Source organism: Mucilaginibacter angelicae, from assembly GCF_042434235.1.
Classification (GTDB): Bacteria; Bacteroidota; Bacteroidia; order Sphingobacteriales; family Sphingobacteriaceae; genus Mucilaginibacter; species Mucilaginibacter angelicae.
Genome location: NZ_JBHLTS010000024.1, coordinates 129,456 through 150,921, shown reverse-complemented (window position 1 = coordinate 150,921; position 21,466 = coordinate 129,456). Strand labels below are relative to the sequence as shown.

The 21,466-nt window shown below is 44.8% G+C and carries 12 protein-coding genes; 5 read left to right on the top strand and 7 right to left on the bottom strand.

Features of this window, described 5'->3' with window-relative positions; genetic code table 11:
• Window positions 1–66: 66 nt before the first annotated feature.
• Window positions 67–1,017 (top strand): ADP-ribosylglycohydrolase family protein, encoded by a 951-nt coding sequence (locus ACFFGT_RS18595; RefSeq protein WP_377024036.1) that lies wholly within the window; start codon window positions 67–69, stop codon window positions 1,015–1,017.
• 5 nt (window positions 1,018–1,022) lie between these two features.
• Window positions 1,023–1,430, top strand: coding sequence for an Hsp15 family ribosome-associated heat shock protein (locus tag ACFFGT_RS18590; protein WP_377024035.1), 408 nt, complete (start codon window positions 1,023–1,025; stop codon window positions 1,428–1,430).
• 127 nt (window positions 1,431–1,557) lie between these two features.
• Here ACFFGT_RS18590 and ACFFGT_RS18585 read toward each other — a convergent pair whose 3' ends face one another.
• Entirely contained in the window at window positions 1,558–2,037 is a 480-nt protein-coding gene (locus ACFFGT_RS18585; protein ID WP_377024034.1) for a nucleoside deaminase, read from the bottom strand.
• 93 nt (window positions 2,038–2,130) lie between these two features.
• Window positions 2,131–2,727 carry an OmpH/Skp family outer membrane protein gene (locus ACFFGT_RS18580; protein WP_377024033.1) on the bottom strand — a complete coding sequence of 199 codons (597 nt, stop codon included), beginning with the start codon at window positions 2,725–2,727 and terminating at the stop codon, window positions 2,131–2,133.
• A 112-nt stretch (window positions 2,728–2,839) separates the two neighbouring features.
• Here ACFFGT_RS18580 and ACFFGT_RS18575 point away from each other — a divergent pair, with 112 nt between their 5' ends.
• Both ACFFGT_RS18575 and gyrB read left to right on the top strand, forming a co-directional pair.
• The gene (locus tag ACFFGT_RS18575; protein ID WP_377024032.1) at window positions 2,840–3,118 is read left to right on the top strand and encodes a hypothetical protein; all 279 of its coding nucleotides are present in this window, start codon (window positions 2,840–2,842) and stop codon (window positions 3,116–3,118) included.
• 167 nt (window positions 3,119–3,285) lie between these two features.
• Entirely contained in the window at window positions 3,286–5,244 is a 1,959-nt protein-coding gene (gene gyrB / locus ACFFGT_RS18570) for a DNA topoisomerase (ATP-hydrolyzing) subunit B (protein ID WP_377024031.1), read from the top strand.
• 292 nt (window positions 5,245–5,536) lie between these two features.
• On the opposite strand, the gene ACFFGT_RS18565 is transcribed toward gyrB, so the two are convergent.
• From ACFFGT_RS18565 to ACFFGT_RS18545, 5 genes are all read right to left on the bottom strand, one after another.
• A complete protein-coding gene (locus ACFFGT_RS18565) occupies window positions 5,537–8,338 on the bottom strand; it encodes a S8 family peptidase (protein ID WP_377024030.1) in 2,802 nt (933 codons plus the stop codon).
• A gap of 98 nt (window positions 8,339–8,436) precedes the next feature.
• Window positions 8,437–9,267 (bottom strand): M57 family metalloprotease, encoded by an 831-nt coding sequence (locus ACFFGT_RS18560; protein WP_377024029.1) that lies wholly within the window; start codon window positions 9,265–9,267, stop codon window positions 8,437–8,439.
• Between the two features lie 259 nt (window positions 9,268–9,526).
• Window positions 9,527–9,991: an aspartyl protease family protein gene (locus tag ACFFGT_RS18555; protein WP_377024028.1), complete on the bottom strand. Its 465-nt coding sequence runs from the start codon at window positions 9,989–9,991 to the stop codon at window positions 9,527–9,529.
• 100 nt (window positions 9,992–10,091) lie between these two features.
• Window positions 10,092–12,371, bottom strand: a complete 2,280-nt coding sequence (gene tamL, locus ACFFGT_RS18550) for a translocation and assembly module lipoprotein TamL (RefSeq protein ID WP_377024027.1) — start codon at window positions 12,369–12,371, stop codon at window positions 10,092–10,094.
• Between the two features lie 4 nt (window positions 12,372–12,375).
• Window positions 12,376–17,544 carry a translocation/assembly module TamB domain-containing protein gene (locus ACFFGT_RS18545; RefSeq protein ID WP_377024026.1) on the bottom strand — a complete coding sequence of 1,723 codons (5,169 nt, stop codon included), beginning with the start codon at window positions 17,542–17,544 and terminating at the stop codon, window positions 12,376–12,378.
• A 211-nt stretch (window positions 17,545–17,755) separates the two neighbouring features.
• Between ACFFGT_RS18545 and dnaE the strand changes: the two genes are divergently transcribed.
• A complete protein-coding gene (gene dnaE, locus ACFFGT_RS18540; protein WP_377024025.1) occupies window positions 17,756–21,340 on the top strand; it encodes a DNA polymerase III subunit alpha in 3,585 nt (1,194 codons plus the stop codon).
• The last annotated feature ends 126 nt before the right edge of the window (window positions 21,341–21,466 follow it).

Here is a 21,466-nt window from a genome sequence, read left to right as displayed (position 1 = left end):
CATGAAAGTTGAGGCTTTGCAGTTGCTATTTACCGCATATTTAAAAATGTTGCGTTAATTAGCATCATGACAGTAAAGCGAAATTCTTATAAGGACGTATTGTTCGGCGTAGCTATCGGCGATGCGCTTGGTGTTCCTGTTGAATTTAAATCGCGCGAAATCATCGCTCAAAAACCGGTGACAGATATGATCGGTTTTGGGACCTACGGGCTGCCGCCGGGCACATGGTCTGACGATAGTTCTTTAACCCTTTGCCTTGCTGATGTTTTAGCCAATGATTATGATCTGCAAAACATAGCCGATAGCTTTGTTAGCTGGCTGTGTGATAAATTATGGACTGCCCGTGGCGAAGTGTTTGACGTAGGCAATACGACCCATGAAGCTATTGAACGGGTTTTGCGTAAAGTACAGCCTGATCTGGCCGGTGGGTTTGAGGAATCTTCAAATGGTAATGGCTCCTTAATGCGGATCCTGCCCTTATTATTTTACATAAAAGATAAGCCGGTAAAGGAGCGTTTTACCATTACCAAACAAGTATCCTCTATAACGCATGGACATGTACGCTCGGTAATAGCCTGTTTTTATTACCTGGAATTTGCCCGTAAATTGTTAACGAATAATGATGCAGTATCTGTTTACCACGAAGTAAATACCGAAGTAACATCATTTTTAGCAGAGACAACCATTAACCCCGATGAAATATCCCTGTTTAGCAGGTTATTGAAAGGCAATATTTACGAGCTGCCTGTTACAAAAATACAAAGCAGCGGGTATGTATTGGATACGCTTGAAGCTTCAGTGTGGTGTTTGCTGACCACAACAAGCTATGGCGAAGCTGTATTAAAAGCTGTAAATTTGGGGTTTGATACTGATACGACAGCGGCAGTGACCGGCGGCCTGGCAGGTTTACTTTACGGCTTTGAAAGCATTCCCGAACATTGGGTACTTATGCTTGCCCGTAAAAATGATATTGATGAATTGGCCAAGCGCCTGGCCGGTAAATATGAAAGGAACTGATTGATATGGGCGAAAAAGAGAAACTAAGAATAGATAAATACCTGTGGGCCATCCGCGCTTTTAAAACACGTACACTGGCTTCTGATGCCTGCAAAGCCGGACGTATAAAACTGGATGGTAAAAACATCAAACCATCGTACGAGGTGAAAATCGGCGATGTTTACCAGGTAGCAAAAGGCATTGAACGTAGAGTAGTAAGGGTAACCGGCCTGCTCGAAAACCGGGTTGATGCTAAAACCGCTGTTAACTTTTATGAAGATATAACCCCGGTTGAACAAACCCAGGCCTTTAAATCAATGTTCCAGGCCCCGATACTTAAGCGCGACCGCGGCACCGGTCGCCCTACCAAGCTCGACAGGCGCGAGATTGACGATCTGAAAGATAATTTTTTTGAGGATAAGGAAGAAGAGTAGTTGTCTGAACCAGGATTAAACGGATTTTTAGGATTAATAGGATTTGCTTTGCAAGCATAATCTTAACCAATATTAAGGCAAGTGTAAGTGAAATCCTGTTAATCCGGCAAATCCCCCCAAATCAGGGTCAATAATGCTCCTTATGCTCGGTAGTTTCCCAAAGTTTAAAGGCAGGCAACGCTTCATCACGCAGAATCTGCACAAAGGGTAACTTACGCTTCTCCATCGGGTTTTCCAGCTCGTCGTAAATAAAGTGATCGTCGAAACCTATTGCAGCGGCATCGGCTTTGGTGTTGGCGTAATAAATTTTATCAATGCGGGCCCAGTAAATGGCGCCCAGGCACATTGGGCAGGGTTCGCAGCTGGTATAAATTTCGCACCCGGCTAAATTATAGGTCTCCAGCTCCTGGCAGGCCAGACGGATCACCGAAACTTCAGCATGTGCGGTAGGGTCGTTAGTGGGTACAACACGGTTGGCGCTGCGGGCTACAATCATGCCGTCTTTAACAATAACTGCCCCGAAAGGGCCTCCTATTCCACGCTTTACATTGTCTTCGGCAAGCTCAATGGCTATGCGCATAAATTTTTCGTGTGCCGTATTTTCCATATTGCCCTAAATTAAAAAACCTCAACCGAAGTTGAGGTTTTTTTTATTGTCATAATTGCAAATTTTTATCATCTGAACTGCACATTCAGAATATTATTTCTTGTCTTTAGCGTAAGCTTCGTTAAGGCGTTTAGCAACATCAACAGTAACATCTAAAGTAGGATCACCATATAATACGGTTGGGTTAGCTTTTGAATAAGTTAATACCAATTTGTAACCTTTTTCTTTAGCGTAAGATTTTACGAAATCGGCAATTTTATCATACAATTTAGCGTTTTCAGCAGCTTGCTCATTCTGGAATTCGGCACCTGCATTTTGTGAATAGCCCTGTAATTCCTGTTGTTTACGCTGTAACTGCTGCTCGGTAGCCTGGCGCTGATCGGCCGGCATGGTAGCCTGATTTTTCTGATATTCGGCAACCTGGCGCTGAAATGCCTGGCCACGGTTTTGCAGATCGGTTTGTGAGGCTTTGCCTTTGTCTTCAAGGCGTTTTGACATATCCTTAAAGTAATCGTACTTGCTTAATAAAGAATCAGAGTTTACATAAACAATGGTTTCTTTATCAGGAGTTGCTGTGGTTGCAGCAGCAGCCGGTTTATCGGCGGTTTTATTTTGGGTACAAGCGGCAATGCTGCCTGCAATGGCTAATCCTAAAGTAAGCTTGGTTAAAATTGAAGCACTGGTTTTCATTATCTCAATTGAAAATATTATAAAATTTTGACAAAGATAATCTTTCATTGCAAGTATCCTAATCAGATGTGCAGATTTCAGATGTGCAGATTTCGGATGTGTAAATGTGCGGATGATGTTTGTTACCTCTATTATTGCTGCCGATTTTTTTTCACGCGGAGGCGCAAAGATTTGTTTTACCTCAAAGGATTTTATGGTGGGTAAATTTGCGTTAGGGATGGGAGCGGATACCGGCCTGTGGCTAATGCCCGTGCAGTATGAGCGTACAGCCCGGGCCGCAGGCAACGCCATTATTGATTTCGAATATCGGATTTTCGATTTCGGAATTTCTGAAATTGAATTTTTAAGAATTAATGAATTGCCTGAATTGGAAAAGGAACAAATTCTATAATTCTATAAAACTCAGGTTCAGACAAAGCATTCTGCTAATTCTTAAATCCTGTAAATTCTGATTCAGACAACATTGCTCTAATCTATTCCACAACTGCAATTTATCCACAAATTCTCGATAATACCGGTTATTTTTTGTAATTTTGAAGGTTGTTTCATTAAATAAATATGAGCGAAGAAATTCAGGACAGATCCAATTATTCAGCAGATAACATACAGGTTTTAGAAGGTTTAGAGGCGGTGCGCAAGCGTCCGTCGATGTACATTGGTGATACAGGCGTTAAAGGTTTGCACCACCTTGTATATGAAGTAGTTGATAACTCTATCGACGAAGCCCTTGCCGGTTACTGTGATGATATTAAAGTTACTATACATGTTGGTAATTCCGTAACCGTAACCGATAATGGCCGCGGGATCCCTACGGGTATCAATACAAAAGAAGGTAAATCGGCACTTGAAATAGTAATGACCGTTTTACATGCCGGCGGTAAGTTTGACAAGGATACTTACAAAGTATCGGGTGGTTTGCACGGTGTGGGTGTAAGTTGCGTTAACGCGCTGTCAACCCATGTCAGAACCATTGTTCACCGCGAAGGTAAGATCTTTACCCAGGAGTATGAGCGCGGTAAGCCGATGTTTGAGGTTAAGGAAATTGGTGTATCTGAAAAAACCGGTACTATCCAAACCTTTCAGCCCGATCCGGAAATTTTTACCACTACTACCGAGTATAAATATGATACACTGGCAGGCCGTTTACGCGAGCTGTCGTTCCTTAATAAAGGGATCCGCTTAAGTTTAACTGATGAGCGCGAAACTTTGGAGGATGGAACTTTCCGGACGGAAGAGTTTTTCTCACAAGGTGGCTTGCGCGAGTTTGTTAAATTTTTGGACGGTACCCGTACCTCTATCATCCCTGAACCAATTTATGTGGATGGTAATAAAGGTGGCATCCCGGTTGAGCTTGCCTTACAGTATAATGATACCTACAGCGAGAACGTTTTCTCGTACGTGAATAACATTAACACTATTGAAGGCGGTACCCACGTAGCCGGTTTCCGTCGCGGTTTAACCCGTACGCTTAAAGCTTATGCCGATAAGGAAGGCTTGCTGAAAAACGTAAAAGTTGAGATCAGCGGTGATGACTTCCGCGAAGGATTAACTGCCATTATATCGGTAAAAGTACAGGAGCCACAGTTTGAAGGCCAAACCAAAACCAAGTTGGGTAACAACGAGGTAATGGGTGCTGTAGACGTAGCCGTAGGTGAAATTTTAGGTAACTACCTGGAAGAAAATCCTAAAGAGGCCAGGATGATTGTGAATAAGGTGATCCTTGCCGCTACTGCCCGTGCCGCCGCCCGTAAAGCGCGCGAACTGGTACAGCGCAAGAGCGTAATGACAGGCTCGGGCTTACCGGGCAAACTGTCGGACTGCGCCAATAGTGATCCAAGCCTTTGCGAGTTGTTCCTTGTGGAAGGTGACTCGGCGGGTGGTACCGCCAAACAGGGCCGTAACCGCGAGTACCAGGCCATTTTACCATTACGTGGTAAGATCCTGAACGTGGAGAAAGCCATGGAACACAAGATTTACGAAAATGAGGAGATCAAGAACATGTTTACCGGTTTGGGCGTGAGCCGCGGTACACCTGAAGATGATAAAGCCCTTAACATGGCGAAGCTCCGTTACCATAAGATCATCATCATGACGGATGCGGACGTGGACGGTTCGCACATTACTACGCTGATCCTTACTTTCTTCTTCCGTTATATGAAGGAGCTGGTTGAGGCTGGTTATGTATACATTGCTTCGCCGCCACTTTACCAGGTTAAAAAAGGTAAAGAGTACGAATATTGCTGGAACGATGTTCAGCGTGATGCCGCCATTCAGCGTCTTAAAGGTGCCGGTAAGGAAGACAGCGTACACGTACAGCGCTACAAAGGTTTGGGTGAGATGAACGATATCCAGCTTTGGGATACTACCATGAACCCTGCAACCCGTACGCTTAAACGCGCCACTATTGAAAACGCTGCCGAGTGTGACCATACCTTCAGCATGCTGATGGGTGATGAGGTTGCCCCACGCCGCGAGTTCATTGAACGCAACGCTAAATACGCTAAGATAGATTCGTAACCCCGGCCCCCTGAAGGGGGAGGAATGAAATATTAAAAGCCTGCTCCTTTTGGAAGCGGGCTTTTTTTGTAGGGCTTACATAAGAGGTCGCAGTTTGGCTCTGAAGAGTAGGGCGGCAAAAATTATGTCATTTCGAGCGTAGCGCGGCAATCTCGTAGCCAATGCATGTCCGATTTGCTTAGCTACGAGATTGCTTCGTGCCTCGCAATGACATGGTTTATCTATATAAACAACTTTATCTTTCCAACAGTTGCGGCAAGAGCCGGGCGGCTCCCGGGCGTGGTGCTGCTATTTAAATCTTTATCAGTTTACCGTTATAAACCACTTTGCCATTTAGTTCAATAGTATAAACATAAACACCTGCTACAAGCTTTACCGGGAATGTGTTTTGTAACTCGTTAATGCTTTTTGCCATATTTAACCTGCCGTCGGTTCCGTATAATTTAAATTCGTAGTTATTGATATCGCCGCTCAGGATATTGATTTGCCCGGCAACGGGATTGGGGTATATAACAAACTGGTTGGGTTGTAAATAAACAGCATCAGCTATGTTAGAATAAATGGTATCGCCGTTGGTTGTGGTAAGCCTGGCCCGGTAATATTGTTTACCCTGCCGGGGATTATTGTCGGTATACTGATAGCTAAGGGATGTGCTGACCGGCATAGTATTTAAAGTAACATATTGGCCTGCGGGAGTAGTTTTTTCCCAGGTGATGGATTTAAGATTATAAACACTGCCTAATTGCAGATTGAGTAAAACGGTATTGTTAACTACGTTTGCCAGTAATGTTTTTACATAACAGCCAACCCCCTGTGTAGTGGCATCAATGGTATAGCTTTTAATGCCTTCAAAGCCGCTGCCTGCAGCGCTCACCGCAAAATAGGTTGAAGTTTGTTGTTGCGCGGGTATAATAATGCTGGTATCGGCGGTTGATGCAAATTTTTGAAGCAGGTTATCTTTAATGGTATAAACAGTGTAGCCGGTACTACCTGGCTGAGGGTTCCATTGCAGCAGGGTTCCGCTGCTGCAGTTATAGCCAACATCAAGCGTGAGGGGTTTTGAAATGCTGAACTCGCCGCTTGTAAAAGTTTGACTGCCTATGTTCATTTTAAGTATGGCTTTGGTGAAAACCGCAGGGGCTGCCCAGGTGTAGTACCGGTTTTTTAAAGTGGCGTTGCTAAGGGCCTGCCAGGTGAGGCCATGATCAAAGCTGATACTTATTTGCCCCGATATTGTACTGAACGAGCTTTGCCATCTCAGGTAATTATCCTCGCCGGCAAAAAGTTGGTCGCCGGCCGATGGGTAGGTCCATTCAAACCGGTTTGCTATGGTTTCCTGGTGGCTTAAATAAAATTTTTGCGTACCGGCAGTAACCCTGCTGCCTTTAACATGTACTATATATGTACCTGCAACCGGGTTTTGTAAACTTACCTGTTCGGCATTGTTTAAGGTATCCACCCGCCTTTTTGCCGGGGCCGACAATGAATCGGGAGAAGGAAAACCGCTGAGCACCCATGGTAAAAGTTGCTGTCCGGATGGTGTTGTCACGGTAAGGTCAAGGTCATTCACCAGTGCCGATGCTGCATTAATAGATGCTGCCGGGTCGTTCCATGCTAATGAAACTTTAAACTCTGCACAATTTAAAGGGACGGTCATGGGGTAATCCGTTTGCCCCGCGTTGATAACCGAGCCGGCAATAAAACGTTTTTCATTGATGGTGCGCAAGGCTTCAAGCGCGTTTAATGAGCCATAACCTGTTTTATGGCCCGGCCCCTGCGGGTTAATCTCATTGGCCGAGTTGATGAGCACACTTTTTATGAGCGCGGCAGATGGCAGTTGTTTGTATTGTGTTTTATAAGCCTGTTGCAGCAATGCCACTGTGCCCGATACCAGGGCGGCTGCACCAGAGGTACCGTCTTCACCATCAGCTATCAATTCGGGTTTAATGCGGCCATCATACGTTGGTCCGGCCGAGCTTAAGGATTCCGGATCGCCTGTTCTGCCGGTACCACCAACTACCAATACATTTTTAGCCTGTTTAAAATCTCCTGAGAGATTGGCAACTCCGCTTATACCATTATAAACCCCGCTTTCGGGTGCAGAGGTGCCGATATTCCCCGATGAAAATACATGCACCAGGGAGTCGTTTTCAAAGATCTGCTGATCATAGGCCGCACTTTCGGCCCCGTAATAATTTTCAATGCCGGTACCATACGAGTGGTTTTGTACCGAGATATTGAATGATTTAAAAATAGCGCTGCTATCTGGCATCAATTGCGCGAATGATGATGAGGTGAATTTTACTTTTGGCGCAGTCCCCAAGCCCTTAATGTATGAGTTTCCGTTGCCACCTATGAGCGTTGCCATAGTGGTGGCATGGCCCGAAGTTATATCAGATGTTTTGAATGAAATAAAGCTGCGGCCCAACAGGTCGAGATCGTTGTCGTAACGGTCTTCCTTTACAGAAACATTGATGCCGAACCCTGTTATATCCGGAAAGTTAGCCCTTATGGCCGACATGGTATTTAAGCCGAGATCAATATCGCTTATGGCAAGTTCTTCATGAGGCTGCCGTACTTCGCCGGCAAATAGTATATAGTCCTGCTGTAATAAGCCGGGAAGATCTTCTAATTTGATATTGAGGCGTGTCAGATTACTTGTCTGGCTGATGATCGTTCCAAATTTTTTGATGTGATTGATAACCGTATCATTAATAGCAGTAAAAGTAACTTCGATAGCTTGTGTGCGTCCGGGATGCTGTTTCCAGTTTTTTGCAAGGTTATCTGAAGCTTTCCAGAGGGGGGTGGCAACACCGGCACTTATGATATTATTATCTGTTTTAATAGCCGGGGAAGGCGAAATTATATAATATTCATAGGAGATCCGTTTTGTGATGTTGTATTTCCGATTGTCGATATGTGCCGGATCTTTAAACTTAACAAGGTAATATTGCCCTGGCGTAGTATTTTGCAAAACCGAAGGGGATGCCTTGTAAATAGAACTGATAGCCGCATCGCTCATATGTTTTTGTGACCACGATGCTTTAAAGCATAAAAAAAGAAGTAATATGGTAAGGGGTATTCTTTTTGTCATAGGCGGTAATGCGGTCAAAACCATTAAAGGGGAGCTGCAGCATCCCCTTTAATGATAAAGCTATTTAGTTGAAATGTAATAAACAGCTATTGGCGATATTAATATAAATAGTTTAACGCAATTTGGTCGTTAGCATTAAATGTACGGTCGGTACCGCTTGAGCAGGCTAACATCCATGAACCGGCATCGGCCTTGGTTGGCGTTCCCGGGATGTTGATAGCGCCAATACCAGCCGAACCTTCGTTGCTTTTGCTACCCCCACAGCTAAAGGCGCGGTTCATGTAATCAGTATGGCGGAAGCCAATGCTGTGGCCCAGTTCGTGTTGTATAACGGAAGTTACATAACCCAGATTGGGGTTTGTGCCATAAGCCTGGGCATTGGTGTTCATTTGGATCTGGCTATATGGGTTGCCCGATGAAGTAGGGAAGCCTGATGAGCCTAAGGTAATATACCCTCCGCTTGGCCCCTCGTTAAAGCCTATGATCTGAATTGCACCTCCGCTGCTTACCATTTGGAATTTAAGGGTAAGGTTTAACGCGTTGTAACGTGCAACAGCCGCGGTAGCCGCGTTAAGGTAAACGGTAGGTAAGTTTGAAACCGATACTGTTACCGTTCTGGGCAAATTTTTAACCAGGTTGGTGGTACGGTACTGCTCAACATCAGCAATTCTTAAAATAGGACTGGTGCTGGCTTCAGATAAATTGGCTTGTGTTAGCAGGATATCCCCCTCTACAAGATAACCATCCCCTTGTTTGCGTACTTCATCGGTGCTGAAGCCTAAGTTTGAAATACTTTTCAGTACATCATCCGGAATAGCGGTTTGGCTGGTGGTTGTAGTTTTTGCTCCTTTATCTTTTGAACAGGAGAATAATACAGAGGCACCGACAAGCACGCTTAGTCCGACCCCTAATAATAGTTTTCTTTTCATTGTTTTAGTTACGTTTAGATGTAAATGAAGAATAAAATTTTCAGCAACCGGCCAGTGCTATTAACCTATACGCAATATGTAAATAAAAAGTTACGATTGTATTAACAGAAAATAACAAAAAATTACCCTTTTTAAGAATTATTATTGTTGTATTTAACTGATACTGGAATTATAATTGCTTATTAGGTTGTTATACCAACTATAGCTTGTTTTAACTGAAAGTATGTTTGGTGCATTACTTTGGTTGATCAGTTAAAAATTATTTTTGGATATGCAAAGCTTTTCTTTTGTTTGAAATGCGTGTTTTCAAAGTCAACACCTCCTTGCCATAATCAATCACTGCTTTATACTTCATTAAAATATCCCCTCCCAAAACACCCAGCACCGTTGGATGCCCCATCTGGCCGTAAGCTACATTAATGGTCGACAGGTCGAGTACCGCTGCTTCAAATTCGGCTACAGGCAATTCGCCGATGAAGAGGTCGCTTACTGTTGCAGTGAACGACTCCATAGTAGTGGTGCCCAGCCCGGTTGATAATTTATCGCTGGCCAGGATGTTCATGGCTTCATTGGCTTCGGAAAGCATGGTTTGATCAAAGGCTGTTTTTGATGCTCCTGTATCCAGCACCATGATAAAAGTTTTTCCAAACAGTGTGATTTCAACGAGGGGATGAAAGCCATCATCGTGCAGATCGATAATGCGGAGCGGGACGGATATGATCATGGTAGATGTTCAAATTATAGATGTGCAAATTAAAACATTGGATTCAAACAGAAAAGCCCTGGTCTGTAGCCAGGGCTTTTGTTATGTTGAACAAATTGAATTAAAAAGGATACCCGATAGCAAGGTTAAATACACTGTTGTTAAAGTTGAAATTCCAGCGCGGCTCATTGGCACGTACATATGGCGTACGGAGCGGGATGCCCAGATCGGTACGGAGCACCAGCACCGTTAAATCAAACCTTAAACCAAAACCGGCATCAACTGCCAGGTCGTTTAAAAAGCTTTTGGTAAATACTGCGCCAGGCTGCGATCCGTTGGAGTGCAATAGCCAGATGTTACCGGCATCAACAAACAATGCCCCGCGCACTATGCTGAATAATTTTGGACGATATTCAATATTGGCCTCCACCTTGATATCGCCCGATTCATCAGCAAGAAACCCGCCGGTGCCTGCGCCTGTGTTTGGATCAAACGAGCCCGGTCCGATAGCCCTCGCCCTGAAACCACGTAAACTGTTTGGGCCGCCGATAAAGAATTGCTGGCTGTAAGGTAATTGGGTTGAATTACCATAAGGCAGGCCGACGCCTACTATGAGCCTGCTTGCAATGGTGCTGTTTTGCCCTGTTTTATGGAAATACCTGAACTCGTTTTCCAGCTTTACAAACTGGTTAAAAATAGCCCCGAATAATTTTTTAGGCTTCCCGCCTGCACTGTCGGCACCTGTAACCAAGCCGTATATATTGTTTGACAGGCTGATTTTGCCATTATAGTAGATGGTGTTGGTGCGGTAATCCTCGTTGGTATTGGTATAGGTAAAGCTATAGCTTGGACCGAGGATAAATTGTTTATCAATAACGTGCTTTAATGCAGGGTTAACCGGAACATTTTTCTTGTTGATACTGTCGAGATATAATTGCGACACGCTCAACGGGTTCACAAACTGGAAATTGATGAGGTTAAGCTCATGCGAACGGTGTTCTGTTTCGCGCCATTGGTAACCAAATGATAAGTTAAACGAGTTTAAGTTATACAGTTTTTGGCGGTTTACGATAGAATAACCTAAGCTCAGGTTGGTATGCGGGATATAGGCATCGGCTGCTTTTGGATAGATGGGCCCGATAAACCGGGGCCATGAGAGCGTTGTCTGGATACCGGCCTGGTAAACATTATACCCGGAGTTTTGCCCGCCAACCTGCACGTCGGTACTACCAAACAGGGTTACTTTTAAGGCCTCAGCACCTTTAAAGGCGTTACGGTTAAGCCAGTTCAGGTTAACCTGTGTACCGGTATAGTTGGCCGATGTGGTGCGGCCTAAGATATCGAGCGACAGTGATTTCTTTTTATACTGGGTTAAAAAGTAATAAACATCAAGCTTTGAGGAGTCAGCCGATACATCCTCAAACCTGTTTTTTACAAATTTGTAAGGTCCCAGGTTAATAAAGCGGTTAAGGGAGTTGTTATGCGCGGTACGGTTGTAAACCTGGCCGGGGCGCATCAGTACCGTATTGGCAAAGGTGTAAGTATGTACCGTGTTGCGGCGTTCAACAATATTGTACCATTTGTAAGGAATAGCCTTATCCTTCATGAGCGATGTATCCCTTAACGAGTAGCTTGGGTACACATAAATTTTATTGATAGTGTAAATCTCCTTGGCACGCCCCGACGTTTCATTTTTTACAGCCACAAAAATATCAACCTGGTGACCGGCAATGGTGCTATCCACATGCATGATCAAATCTTCAGGAGAGAAGTAATAAAAACCTTCTTCCTTCAGGCGTGCATCAATGCGCAGGCGTTCGGTTTTAATAACATCGAGATTGTACTTATTACCTGGTTTTAACAGGGTTTTGGCCGATGTACCTGCAACTGCAGTATCAATGGTGCCCTTACCCTGTGGAAACACTACTTTCCTGATCTTATACCCCGGACCGGTTACTGCGGTATATATTGCCTTGGCAACTTTTGATGTTGGTTTTTTGCTTACCGTATCGCCGCTTACCTGCGCCTGGAAATAGCTTTCGTTTTGCAGGCGGTTTTGTAAAATATTGCTGTTTTGCTCAAGGTTTACAGCGGTTATGAGTACAGGTGGCTCGCCTTTTTTGTTGAGCCAGTGTGCAAGTCCTTTGGTTTTGTTGGTTTTGGTTTTAAAATACAGCCAAAGCTTAAAGCGCAAACCTAATATCGAACTATTGGGTATCGGCCTTAGCAAAGTGCCAAGCTCTTCGCTTAATGCACTTTTCTCACTTTTTTTCAGGGTTGAGTCCTTGATCACTACTTCGCCGCCGGTGTATAGTTTTTGGCCGGGCGCCAGAAACTTGGTGGTACTGCAGGCACTCAGTAAAACAGATGATAACAGTATATATTTTAAATGTTTGGTCATGGGCTTAGTTTGAAGTAGTTTGCGGTTTGTTGTCCTGTTGCTGCTGTATGTTCTTTTGCTCCAGCGCCTTGTCTGCTTCCTGTTGTTTTTGTTTTTCGTCTTTTTGCTGCTGTTGATACTGGCGGCGTAATCTGCGTTCTTCAGGGGTACGCTTGCGGAAGATCTCGCGGAAACGGTTATAATCAACCGTTAGCGTAAAGCCTACACCGGTTTCAATGATCTGGCCTTGTATTACAATAAATTCGTCGCGGCGGTAAGCACGCAGGGTATATCGGCCGTCCTTGCTTAGTTTATAGGCTATAGATACGTCGCCCGCTATGTTTGATGCTTTTTGCCCCGGCTGGTTACCCTCCAGGTTAAAGTTGTTACCCACGCTAACGGTAAGCCTGTCGCTCAGGAAACGTTTGGATAAGCCTACATTTAAATCAGTACGGTTAGTGGCTGTACCCGACGAGTAATCTTCGCCTGATGTGAGGCCGAAGTTCAGGTCAACACCCGAAATCAGGCTGCCTGCCAAACGGTTCAGCTGGTCGGAGAGCAGACTGCTTACACTATTACGAATGGTGCCTTCAATAGAAGTACCTGCACCCTGGCTTTGCAGCGGGTTATCGCCAATAAAGTGGCCAAGCACCAATACGCCCAATACCTGTTTATTGAGCTCATTAGGGTCCTGCCTTACCTGAGCCAGGCGGGTATTTACCGTGCTTACCACATCCGATGATACAGAATAAGTACTATCAGGCAGTACGATATCAAAGCTGATAGCTGGCGTAAGCAGCTGATCTTTCAGGTTCAGGTTAACGTTAAAAGGCAGCTTTTGCTTATACATGACAGTGTTTTGGGCATCCGGCAACTGGTTAGCAACCAGGTCAATTGGTGGCACATTGGCTACATATATAGCGGTAAGGTCGATGTTCGCGCTGGTTGGGTCGCCTGTCCAGACAATGGTGCTTCCTTTCTTAAAGTTAAAGGTACGTTTAACCGTAGCGTAAGCTAAGTTATACGAACCCGAATTAACCACATAGGTACCGGTAAGGTTGATCTTGCCGCTTGGATCGATACCGCCGTTCAGGTTAGCCTCGCCTTTCAGGTGTACGATATCGCCGTTGCGTTCATCAACCACAATGGTAAAGGCTGCGTTTTTATTTACGGTGATGGTTGCCGATACATCAAGCCCGGTAACATCCGATTTTTTGAGGGAGTCGAGCTGCCTTGCCAGCATGATGGAGTCCAGTTTAGGCGCATCCTTGTCAATAAAGTCAACCACACCTTTTCTGTCTTCCACCGCCGGATCATTGGTTGGCAGTACAAAGGTCATGTCGGTTTTATCGTTAACGGTAAGGTTGGCATCAACTACCGGCTTAGCCATATTACCGCGAATCTTGATACGGGTATCAACATAAAGCTTACCGTAGTATAATTTATTATCCGCCTCGGTTGAATTGGTAACCCTGAAGTTATTGGCATTAATGTCCATGCCGAAAGCAAAGTCAGTATAGGTTTTGGTGTAGATACTTCCGCTTACCACTGCTTTGTTACCGGTTGAATCAACCAAAGTAAAATCATTAAAGCGGATGCCTTCGTTGTTAAAAGTTATGCTTTCCTGCGGCATACTGAAGTAGGAGTTAAGCATGGCTACGTTAAAGCCCACTTTATTAAAGTTGATATCGCCCCGTACGGAAGGCGCATCCGTAGTTCCCGATATTTTTAACGCGCCGGTAATATTGCCTGTAGCATTACGCAAGCTGCCGAAGCTAAAGCCCTCGATGCTCTTCATGCTCAGGTTAACGATATTCAGGTCGAGATCAAAGCGGCTTTCCGGGGAAGTATAATAGGTGCCGTTCAAATCGACCTGGTTACCTTTGCCGGTAATGCTCATTTGCGCGGCATAAGCGTTGGCCGTTTGATTATTCACCTTTAGGGCAATGTTACCTACAGTATCGCCTTTAAAATTGAAGTCGTTAACGTTGATGGCGGCAGTAAATAAAGGAGCAGACTGGAAATTACTTACAGTAGCATCCCCATTAATAGTGCCGCCTACCTGTAATGAATCCTGCTTAGCCATTTTGGTAAGTGCCTCAATATGGAAGTTGTTAAACTTGATATTGAGCGGACTGTTAAACTCCTGTGTGCTGCTGTTAACGCTTAGCACCTGGTTGTTATTGGAGATGGTAAAGTTATGCGCCAGGATCCCTTTTGTTCCGTATTGTAAAAAGTTATCATCGCTAACCGCCCATGGCAGGTAATCGAGCAGCAGGCCATCTTTGTTAAAGCTAAACTGGTACTCATCCGGCAACAGGCTGAAAGTACCCGCAATACGGAAACGCTCCTTCTTAGCCGCGTCGCGGATTTGGATGCTTATCCCTGCCTTATTATCCTTTGCTGCGCCGGAGATACTGGTATACAACAGATCAACAGATGACCCAACTTTAACTTCATCGACAGAAAAATTGTAATTAAGCGCGTTGTTGGCGGTGTTGATATTAAGGGATGCTTTGTTAACCGTATTAGTGCCATATACAACTTTGGGTATGGAGCCTTTAACAATCAACTCGCCGGTTTGGCTGTCAAAACTGCCGTTTAGTAAAACCGGGTCGAGTTGTTTCAGATCGGGGGCAAATTGGGTGAGCAGCGGGGTTTTAACCAACCTGGCCTCAAATTTAAATTGCTGTGCATCATACCTAACTACCGGTGCGGGTTTGGTTTTAATAGTTTTACCGCCTTTGGTTTTTACGGCTACCTGCTGCCCGCCGGCAATGGCAGTGTTAAAGTATTTGTTGATCACATCCTGCATGGCCGGGGCTATCTGTGTAAGCTTGTACTTACCGGCCATGTGCGCGGTCATGATGGGGGTTTTTAATCGCAATGTACTACTATCGGCGCTGGCTGTGGAGATCAGGCTGATGGTATCCATCTGGATCCGCTGGCCTTTGTTTACCACCAATAAATCCGTGGCTTTAATATTGGCGTTCAGGTAATCGGGATCGGCAGTAGGTACATCAGCAACGATCTTGCCATGAAAGCGCATATCATCCGCCACAAAGTGCAGGTTTTTCAGGTTGATGCTATCTACATTTAAAGTAGCCTTAACCGCAGGATATTTTTTATTCAGGTTGGCCTTAGCATCTAAACTAAAATCAATGTTAGGGTCTTTCATACGGGCAACAGCGGTGTAAGCGCCATTGCTTGAGGTGCCTTTCATTACCAGGTTTTGGTAAGTGTAACCTTTAACATAAGCCTTTGCTACAGTGCCATTAAAAGCTATGCTTGCCTTTTTAGGATCCAGACCGGTACCTTTCAAGTTGGCATTCATGGTAATATGGCCAACCATTTGCGGTTGTTTGGTGATCGCGCCCACGTTAAGCTCATTAGCCTTAATGCTGGCTGTATAGGTTGCCGCGTTTTTGTTTTGTCCGTTCTTTAAAGCAGCAACCAGATCAACAGCGCCATAGCTTGAGCGCAGGCCCATTTTGGTGTTGAAGGTATACATGCTGCCTTTAAAATTACCTTTCAGGCTCATTTTTTCGGGGATGCTTACATTTGGCGGAATGCTGCCTGCCGGGGCCAGTTTATCAATATCACTGCGACTGGTACTCAAATCGGCAATGTTAACATCAAAGGTTGCCTTATTTACATCCGGTAGCCCTTTCATTTTAGCCGATGCCTTGATGTGTGTGCTGCTTAGTCCGGTTACTTCAAGGTTAGGAATGTCGAGGTTATTCACCTGTCCGGCAACCCGGCCGTTGATCTTAAACACCGTGCCCGGCGACGACTTGAATGGCTCCATAGTGGCCATGGTTGGCATCAGCAGTAAAACATCTTTCAAACCTAAACGGCTGCCATCTAAATTGGCATTGATGCCCAATGCGCCAATGTTTTTGGTGATGGCATCGATAGATGGGTAACGTACCTGAACCGATTTTTGCAGCGTGGTATTCGGGGTTTCCAGCAGCAGGTCATTCATGTAGGCATTGGTTGGCCCGTACAGGAATGCCGTGTGGAATTTGTTGATCTTTAATCCACTTTTTTCGGTAAAGGTAAAGGAGTTGATCTTGCCCGAAATGGTGTCCGGGCTATAGGAAATTTCTTCGGCTTCGGCATTCAGGCTGCGGATATCCATGTGCCCAAAGTCGAGGCCTTTAGGGATTGCTTTCTGCGCTTCATTATCAAACTTAATATTATCGTTAGTAAATGTAACCTTGCCTATAGTAGCCCTCCATGACGACTTGGTAGGCGATGATACCAGCGTATCCAGTTTTTTAACGGCCTTAACAACGGCCTTGGCTACTGTTTTGGGCTTAGCTAAACTCAATCCGGCGTTGGTATTGCTTAGTTCAATGTTTTTGATCCCTACCTTTTGATTTTTCAGGTCGATTTTATCCATCTCCACCAAAAACTTACTCAGGTCTACCTTCGCACCCATCTCGGCACTTTGATAATCGACTTTTATTTTAGAGATATCGATCACCCCTAAATTAAGATCCATGTTTAATGGTGCTGTAGCGGTATCAGGAGGCGGCGGACCGATTGGCGTTTGGATAATCTTCGCATTCACATCGCTCAGGGTGATTTTTGGTATGGTGAACTTCATTTTGTCCATATCAAAATCCTTAACGCGGGTATCAAAATGGCCCAGCAAAAACTTTACATCGTTGCCGGTAATGGCATCTTTATATTTTACGTTGATCTTATCGAGGATGATCTTATCAACAGAAAACTTCATGGTTGAGGTGGTATCGGTAGGTTTAACCTCTTTTTTCTGTTCGCCCACAAATGCTTTCATAATGTAGTCGAAGTTGAAAACGCTGTCGGCGCCGCGGCTTACGTTGGCGGTTATGCCCTGCAGGTTTATTTCGTTTATCTCAACCTGGCTGTGCAGCAGCTTGAGCATGCTGATATCAACCTTTAGTTTTTCGCCGGCTATCAGGGTGTCTTTTTTCTGGTCTTCAAAATATACATCTTCCAAAACAAGCAGTTTGGGTAAGCCAAGGCTGATGTGGCCAATTTTAACTTTGGTATGGATCTTATTTTGTAAAAAAGTTACGGCTTTATCTTTCGCGAAATTTTGTACAGCGGGAACCTGTATCAAAATTACTACAAGGATAACCAGCAGAACTACACTAACCAGTATCCAAAGTATCGTTTTAAGGGTTATTCGTAGTATTTTTTTCAATTGTATATGTATTTCAAAGGTGATGATAGGGTTGCTTAATATAAACAAATAACATGCTAAGTATAGCTGTTCGCTGTGTGTAGATGTATAATTTACAAAATGGAGGACCGGCTTTTATTAAAAATTTCCACAACGTTATTTTTTAACAGTCTACATCCTTAACTTGTTTTAACTTTGTATTTCATAAAGATTTTGCTGAAACGGATTAACTATGCCTGATTTTTCTCACCTACACGTACATACCCAGTTCTCCCTGCTCGACGGTGCAGCCGATATCTCCAAGCTGTATAAAAAAGCCGCCAAAGATGGAATGAAGGCCCTGGCCATTACCGATCACGGTAATATGTTTGGCGTATTTAAGTTTGTGGCCGAAGCCGGTAAACACAACGTAAAACCCATTGTAGGCTGCGAGTTTTACGTGGTTGAAGACAGGCATAAAAAACAATTTACCAAAGAAAATAAGGATGTACGCCGCCATCAGCTGATGCTGGCTAAAAACCCTACCGGGTACAAAAACCTGGTAAAACTATGCTCGCTGGGTTACATGGAAGGCCTGTACAGCAAATGGCCCCGTATTGATAAGGAACTCATCCTTAAATACCATGAAGGCATTATTGCTACTACCTGCTGCATCGGTGCTTCGGTGCCACAGGCAATTTTAAGGGATACGCCCGAAAATGCTGAGAAGGAATTCAGATGGTGGCTTGACCTGTTTGGTGAGGATTTTTATATCGAGCTGCAGCGTCACGAGATCCCCGAGCAGCAGATCATCAATAATGTACTGCTCACTTATGCCAAAAAGTATAATGTAAAAGTTATCTGCTCAAACGATTCGCACTATGTGGATCAGCAGGACTCGAATGCGCACGATATTTTGCTTTGCGTAAACACGGGCGATATGCAGAGTACCCCCATAGCAACCGATGAGGAGGGTGGTAAGGGCTATCGTTTCGGTTTTCCTAACGACCAGTTTTACTTTAAAACCCAGGAGGAAATGGGTAAGCTGTTCCATGACCTGCCCGAGTCATTGGATAATACCAACGAAATTGTTGACAAGGTTGAGGTACTGAAGCTTAAACGCGATATCCTGCTGCCCAACTATGTTATACCCGATGAATTTAAGATCCACAATACGCCCGATGCCGATACCCTGAACCAGTGGGAATACCTGAAGCACCTTACCTTTTTGGGTGCAAAGGAACGCTATATAGATATCAGTCCGGATGCTGAAGAACGCATCAACTTTGAGTTGTTCACCATCCGTACCATGGGTTTTGCGGGATACTTCCTCATTGTGGCCGACTTTATCAGGGCTGGCCGTGATATGGGTGTGTTCATTGGCCCGGGTCGTGGTTCGGCTGCCGGATCGGTGGTGGCTTACTGTATCGGGATCACCAATATCGACCCTATAAAATATAACCTCCTGTTTGAGAGGTTCCTGAACCCCGACCGTAAATCAATGCCCGATATTGATACGGACTTTGACGATGCCGGCCGGCAAAAAGTTATTGATTACGTAGTTGATAAATACGGTAAAAACCAGGTAGCCCAGATCATTACCTATGGCTCTATGGCTGCCCGTACCAGTATCCAGGACGTGGGCCGTGTGCTTGATATGCCGCTGGCCGATGTGAGTGCCATGAAAAAGCTGGTACCCGAAACATTGGGTATCACCCTGAAGGATGCTATTGAGCAGGTGCCCGAACTGAAAGAGATCCTGAACGGTAACGACCTTAAAGCACAGGTACTGCGCGAGGCCGAAAAACTGGAAGGATCGGTACGTAATACAGGTGTACACGCCGCGGGGATCATTATTGCCCCTTATGACCTTACCGATATTGTACCGGTAGCAACTGCCAAAGACTCCGACCTGCTGGTTACCCAATATGACGGCCGTGTAATTGAAGATGCCGGTGTAATTAAGATGGACTTTTTGGGTTTAAAAACCCTTACCATTATTAAGGATGCCCTGCGCATGATCAAACAAAATCACGGCGTAGTGATAGATATCGACTACATTCCGCTGGATGACCTTAAAACCTATGAACTTTACCAGCGTGGCGATACCAACGGTACTTTCCAGTTTGAAAGTGATGGGATGCAAATGTATCTTCGCGAGCTTAAGCCTGATAGGTTTGAGGATTTGATTGCCATGAACGCGCTTTACCGTCCGGGCCCGATAGAGTACATTCCTAACTTTATCAGCCGTAAACATGGCCGCGAGCCGGTTGTGTTCGACTTACCCGATATGGAGGAATACCTGGGCGAAACCTACGGTATTACCGTATACCAGGAACAGGTGATGCTTTTGTCGCAAAAGTTAGCAGGCTTTAGTAAGGGCGATGCCGACGTTTTACGTAAGGCGATGGGTAAAAAGCAGATTGAGGTATTGAATAAAATGGAAGCCCAGTTTATGGATGGGGCTGTTGCCAAAGGCCACCCCAAAGATAAGCTTACCAAAATCTGGACCGACTGGAAGGCATTTGCCCAGTACGCGTTCAATAAATCGCACTCTACATGCTACGCTTTCGTGGCATATCAAACTGCTTATTTAAAAGCGCACTACCCGTCGGAGTATATGGCGGCGGTTTTAAATAACCAGAACAATATTGAAAAGATTACCTTCTTTATGGAAGAGTGCCGCCGTATGGGGGTTGAGGTGTTAGGCCCGGATATCAACGAGTCGGACATGGCCTTTGCGGTGAACAAACGAGGGCAGGTACGCTTTGGTTTAACCGGTGTAAAAGGTGTGGGCGATAAAGCGGTAGAAAGTATCATTGAAGAACGTACTGCTAACGGGCCGTTTGAAACGGTATATGATTTTGCAAGGCGCTCCAATACCCGTAGCGTTAACCGTAAATCGTACGAAAACCTGGTTTACGGTGGGGCTTTTGATGGTTTCGGGATAGCCCGTGCCCAGTTTTTTGCTAAAACCGAGCTGGGTACATTAACAGGTGTTGAACGCCTGATCAAGTATGCCAATGATTACCAGAATGTGCAAAGCAGCTCGCAGTCATCATTATTTGGCGGTTCGGTAGCGTCATATGTACCCGAGCCTGCCATGCCCGATGTTGAGGAATGGGCGCTGATAGAAAAGCTGAAATACGAGAAAATGGTTATCGGGATCTATTTAACCGGTCACCCGTTGGACAACTATAAAGTTGAGCTTAAACGTTTCTGTAATGCCAGCATCAGCGATTTGAAACTGATGCAAAAAGCCCGCTCGGGCGAGGGTGGTGAGGATGTAATGGGCGCGTTTAATGAACTGCGCCGCAGGGGCGAGTTGCGGATAGGCGGTCTGGTGTCAAGCGTTCAGCATAAAATGACCAAAACGGGTAAGCCATTTGGCACCTTTGTGTTTGAGGACTATAATGAATCGTATGAGTTTGCCTTGTTTGGCGACGATTATGTGAAGTTCCGTAATATGATGATGGAAGGCTACTTCCTGCATATTAAAGGAAACATTGAAGAAAAATTCCGTCAAAAAGATAACTGGGACCTGCGGATCCTGGTGATGGACCTGCTATCAGAAATGCGCGATAAGCATACTAAATCATTAACTGTTTGCATTGATGTGCAAATGCTCAACAGTAAGCTGTTGGATGAGATCCAGCACATGATAGATGACAATAACCAAAAGTACCCGGTAAAAAACTGTAAGCTCCGTTTCCAGATCAAGGACAGGGAAGAAGTAATGCTGGTTGAACTCTCATCCAAATCATTCAAAGTAAACCCAAGCGATGATTTTATGGCCGGGATCCATAGTTTAACTAATGAGGAGCCGGTGCTGAGTTAAATTTTTATCCAGCTTATCTATATAAATCCGTCATTGCGAGGCACGAAGCAATCCCCGATTAGCAGAGAAGCTGTGCAAGTTTCTCTGTAAAGTTCGCGATTGCTTCGTGCCTCGCAATGACGTGGT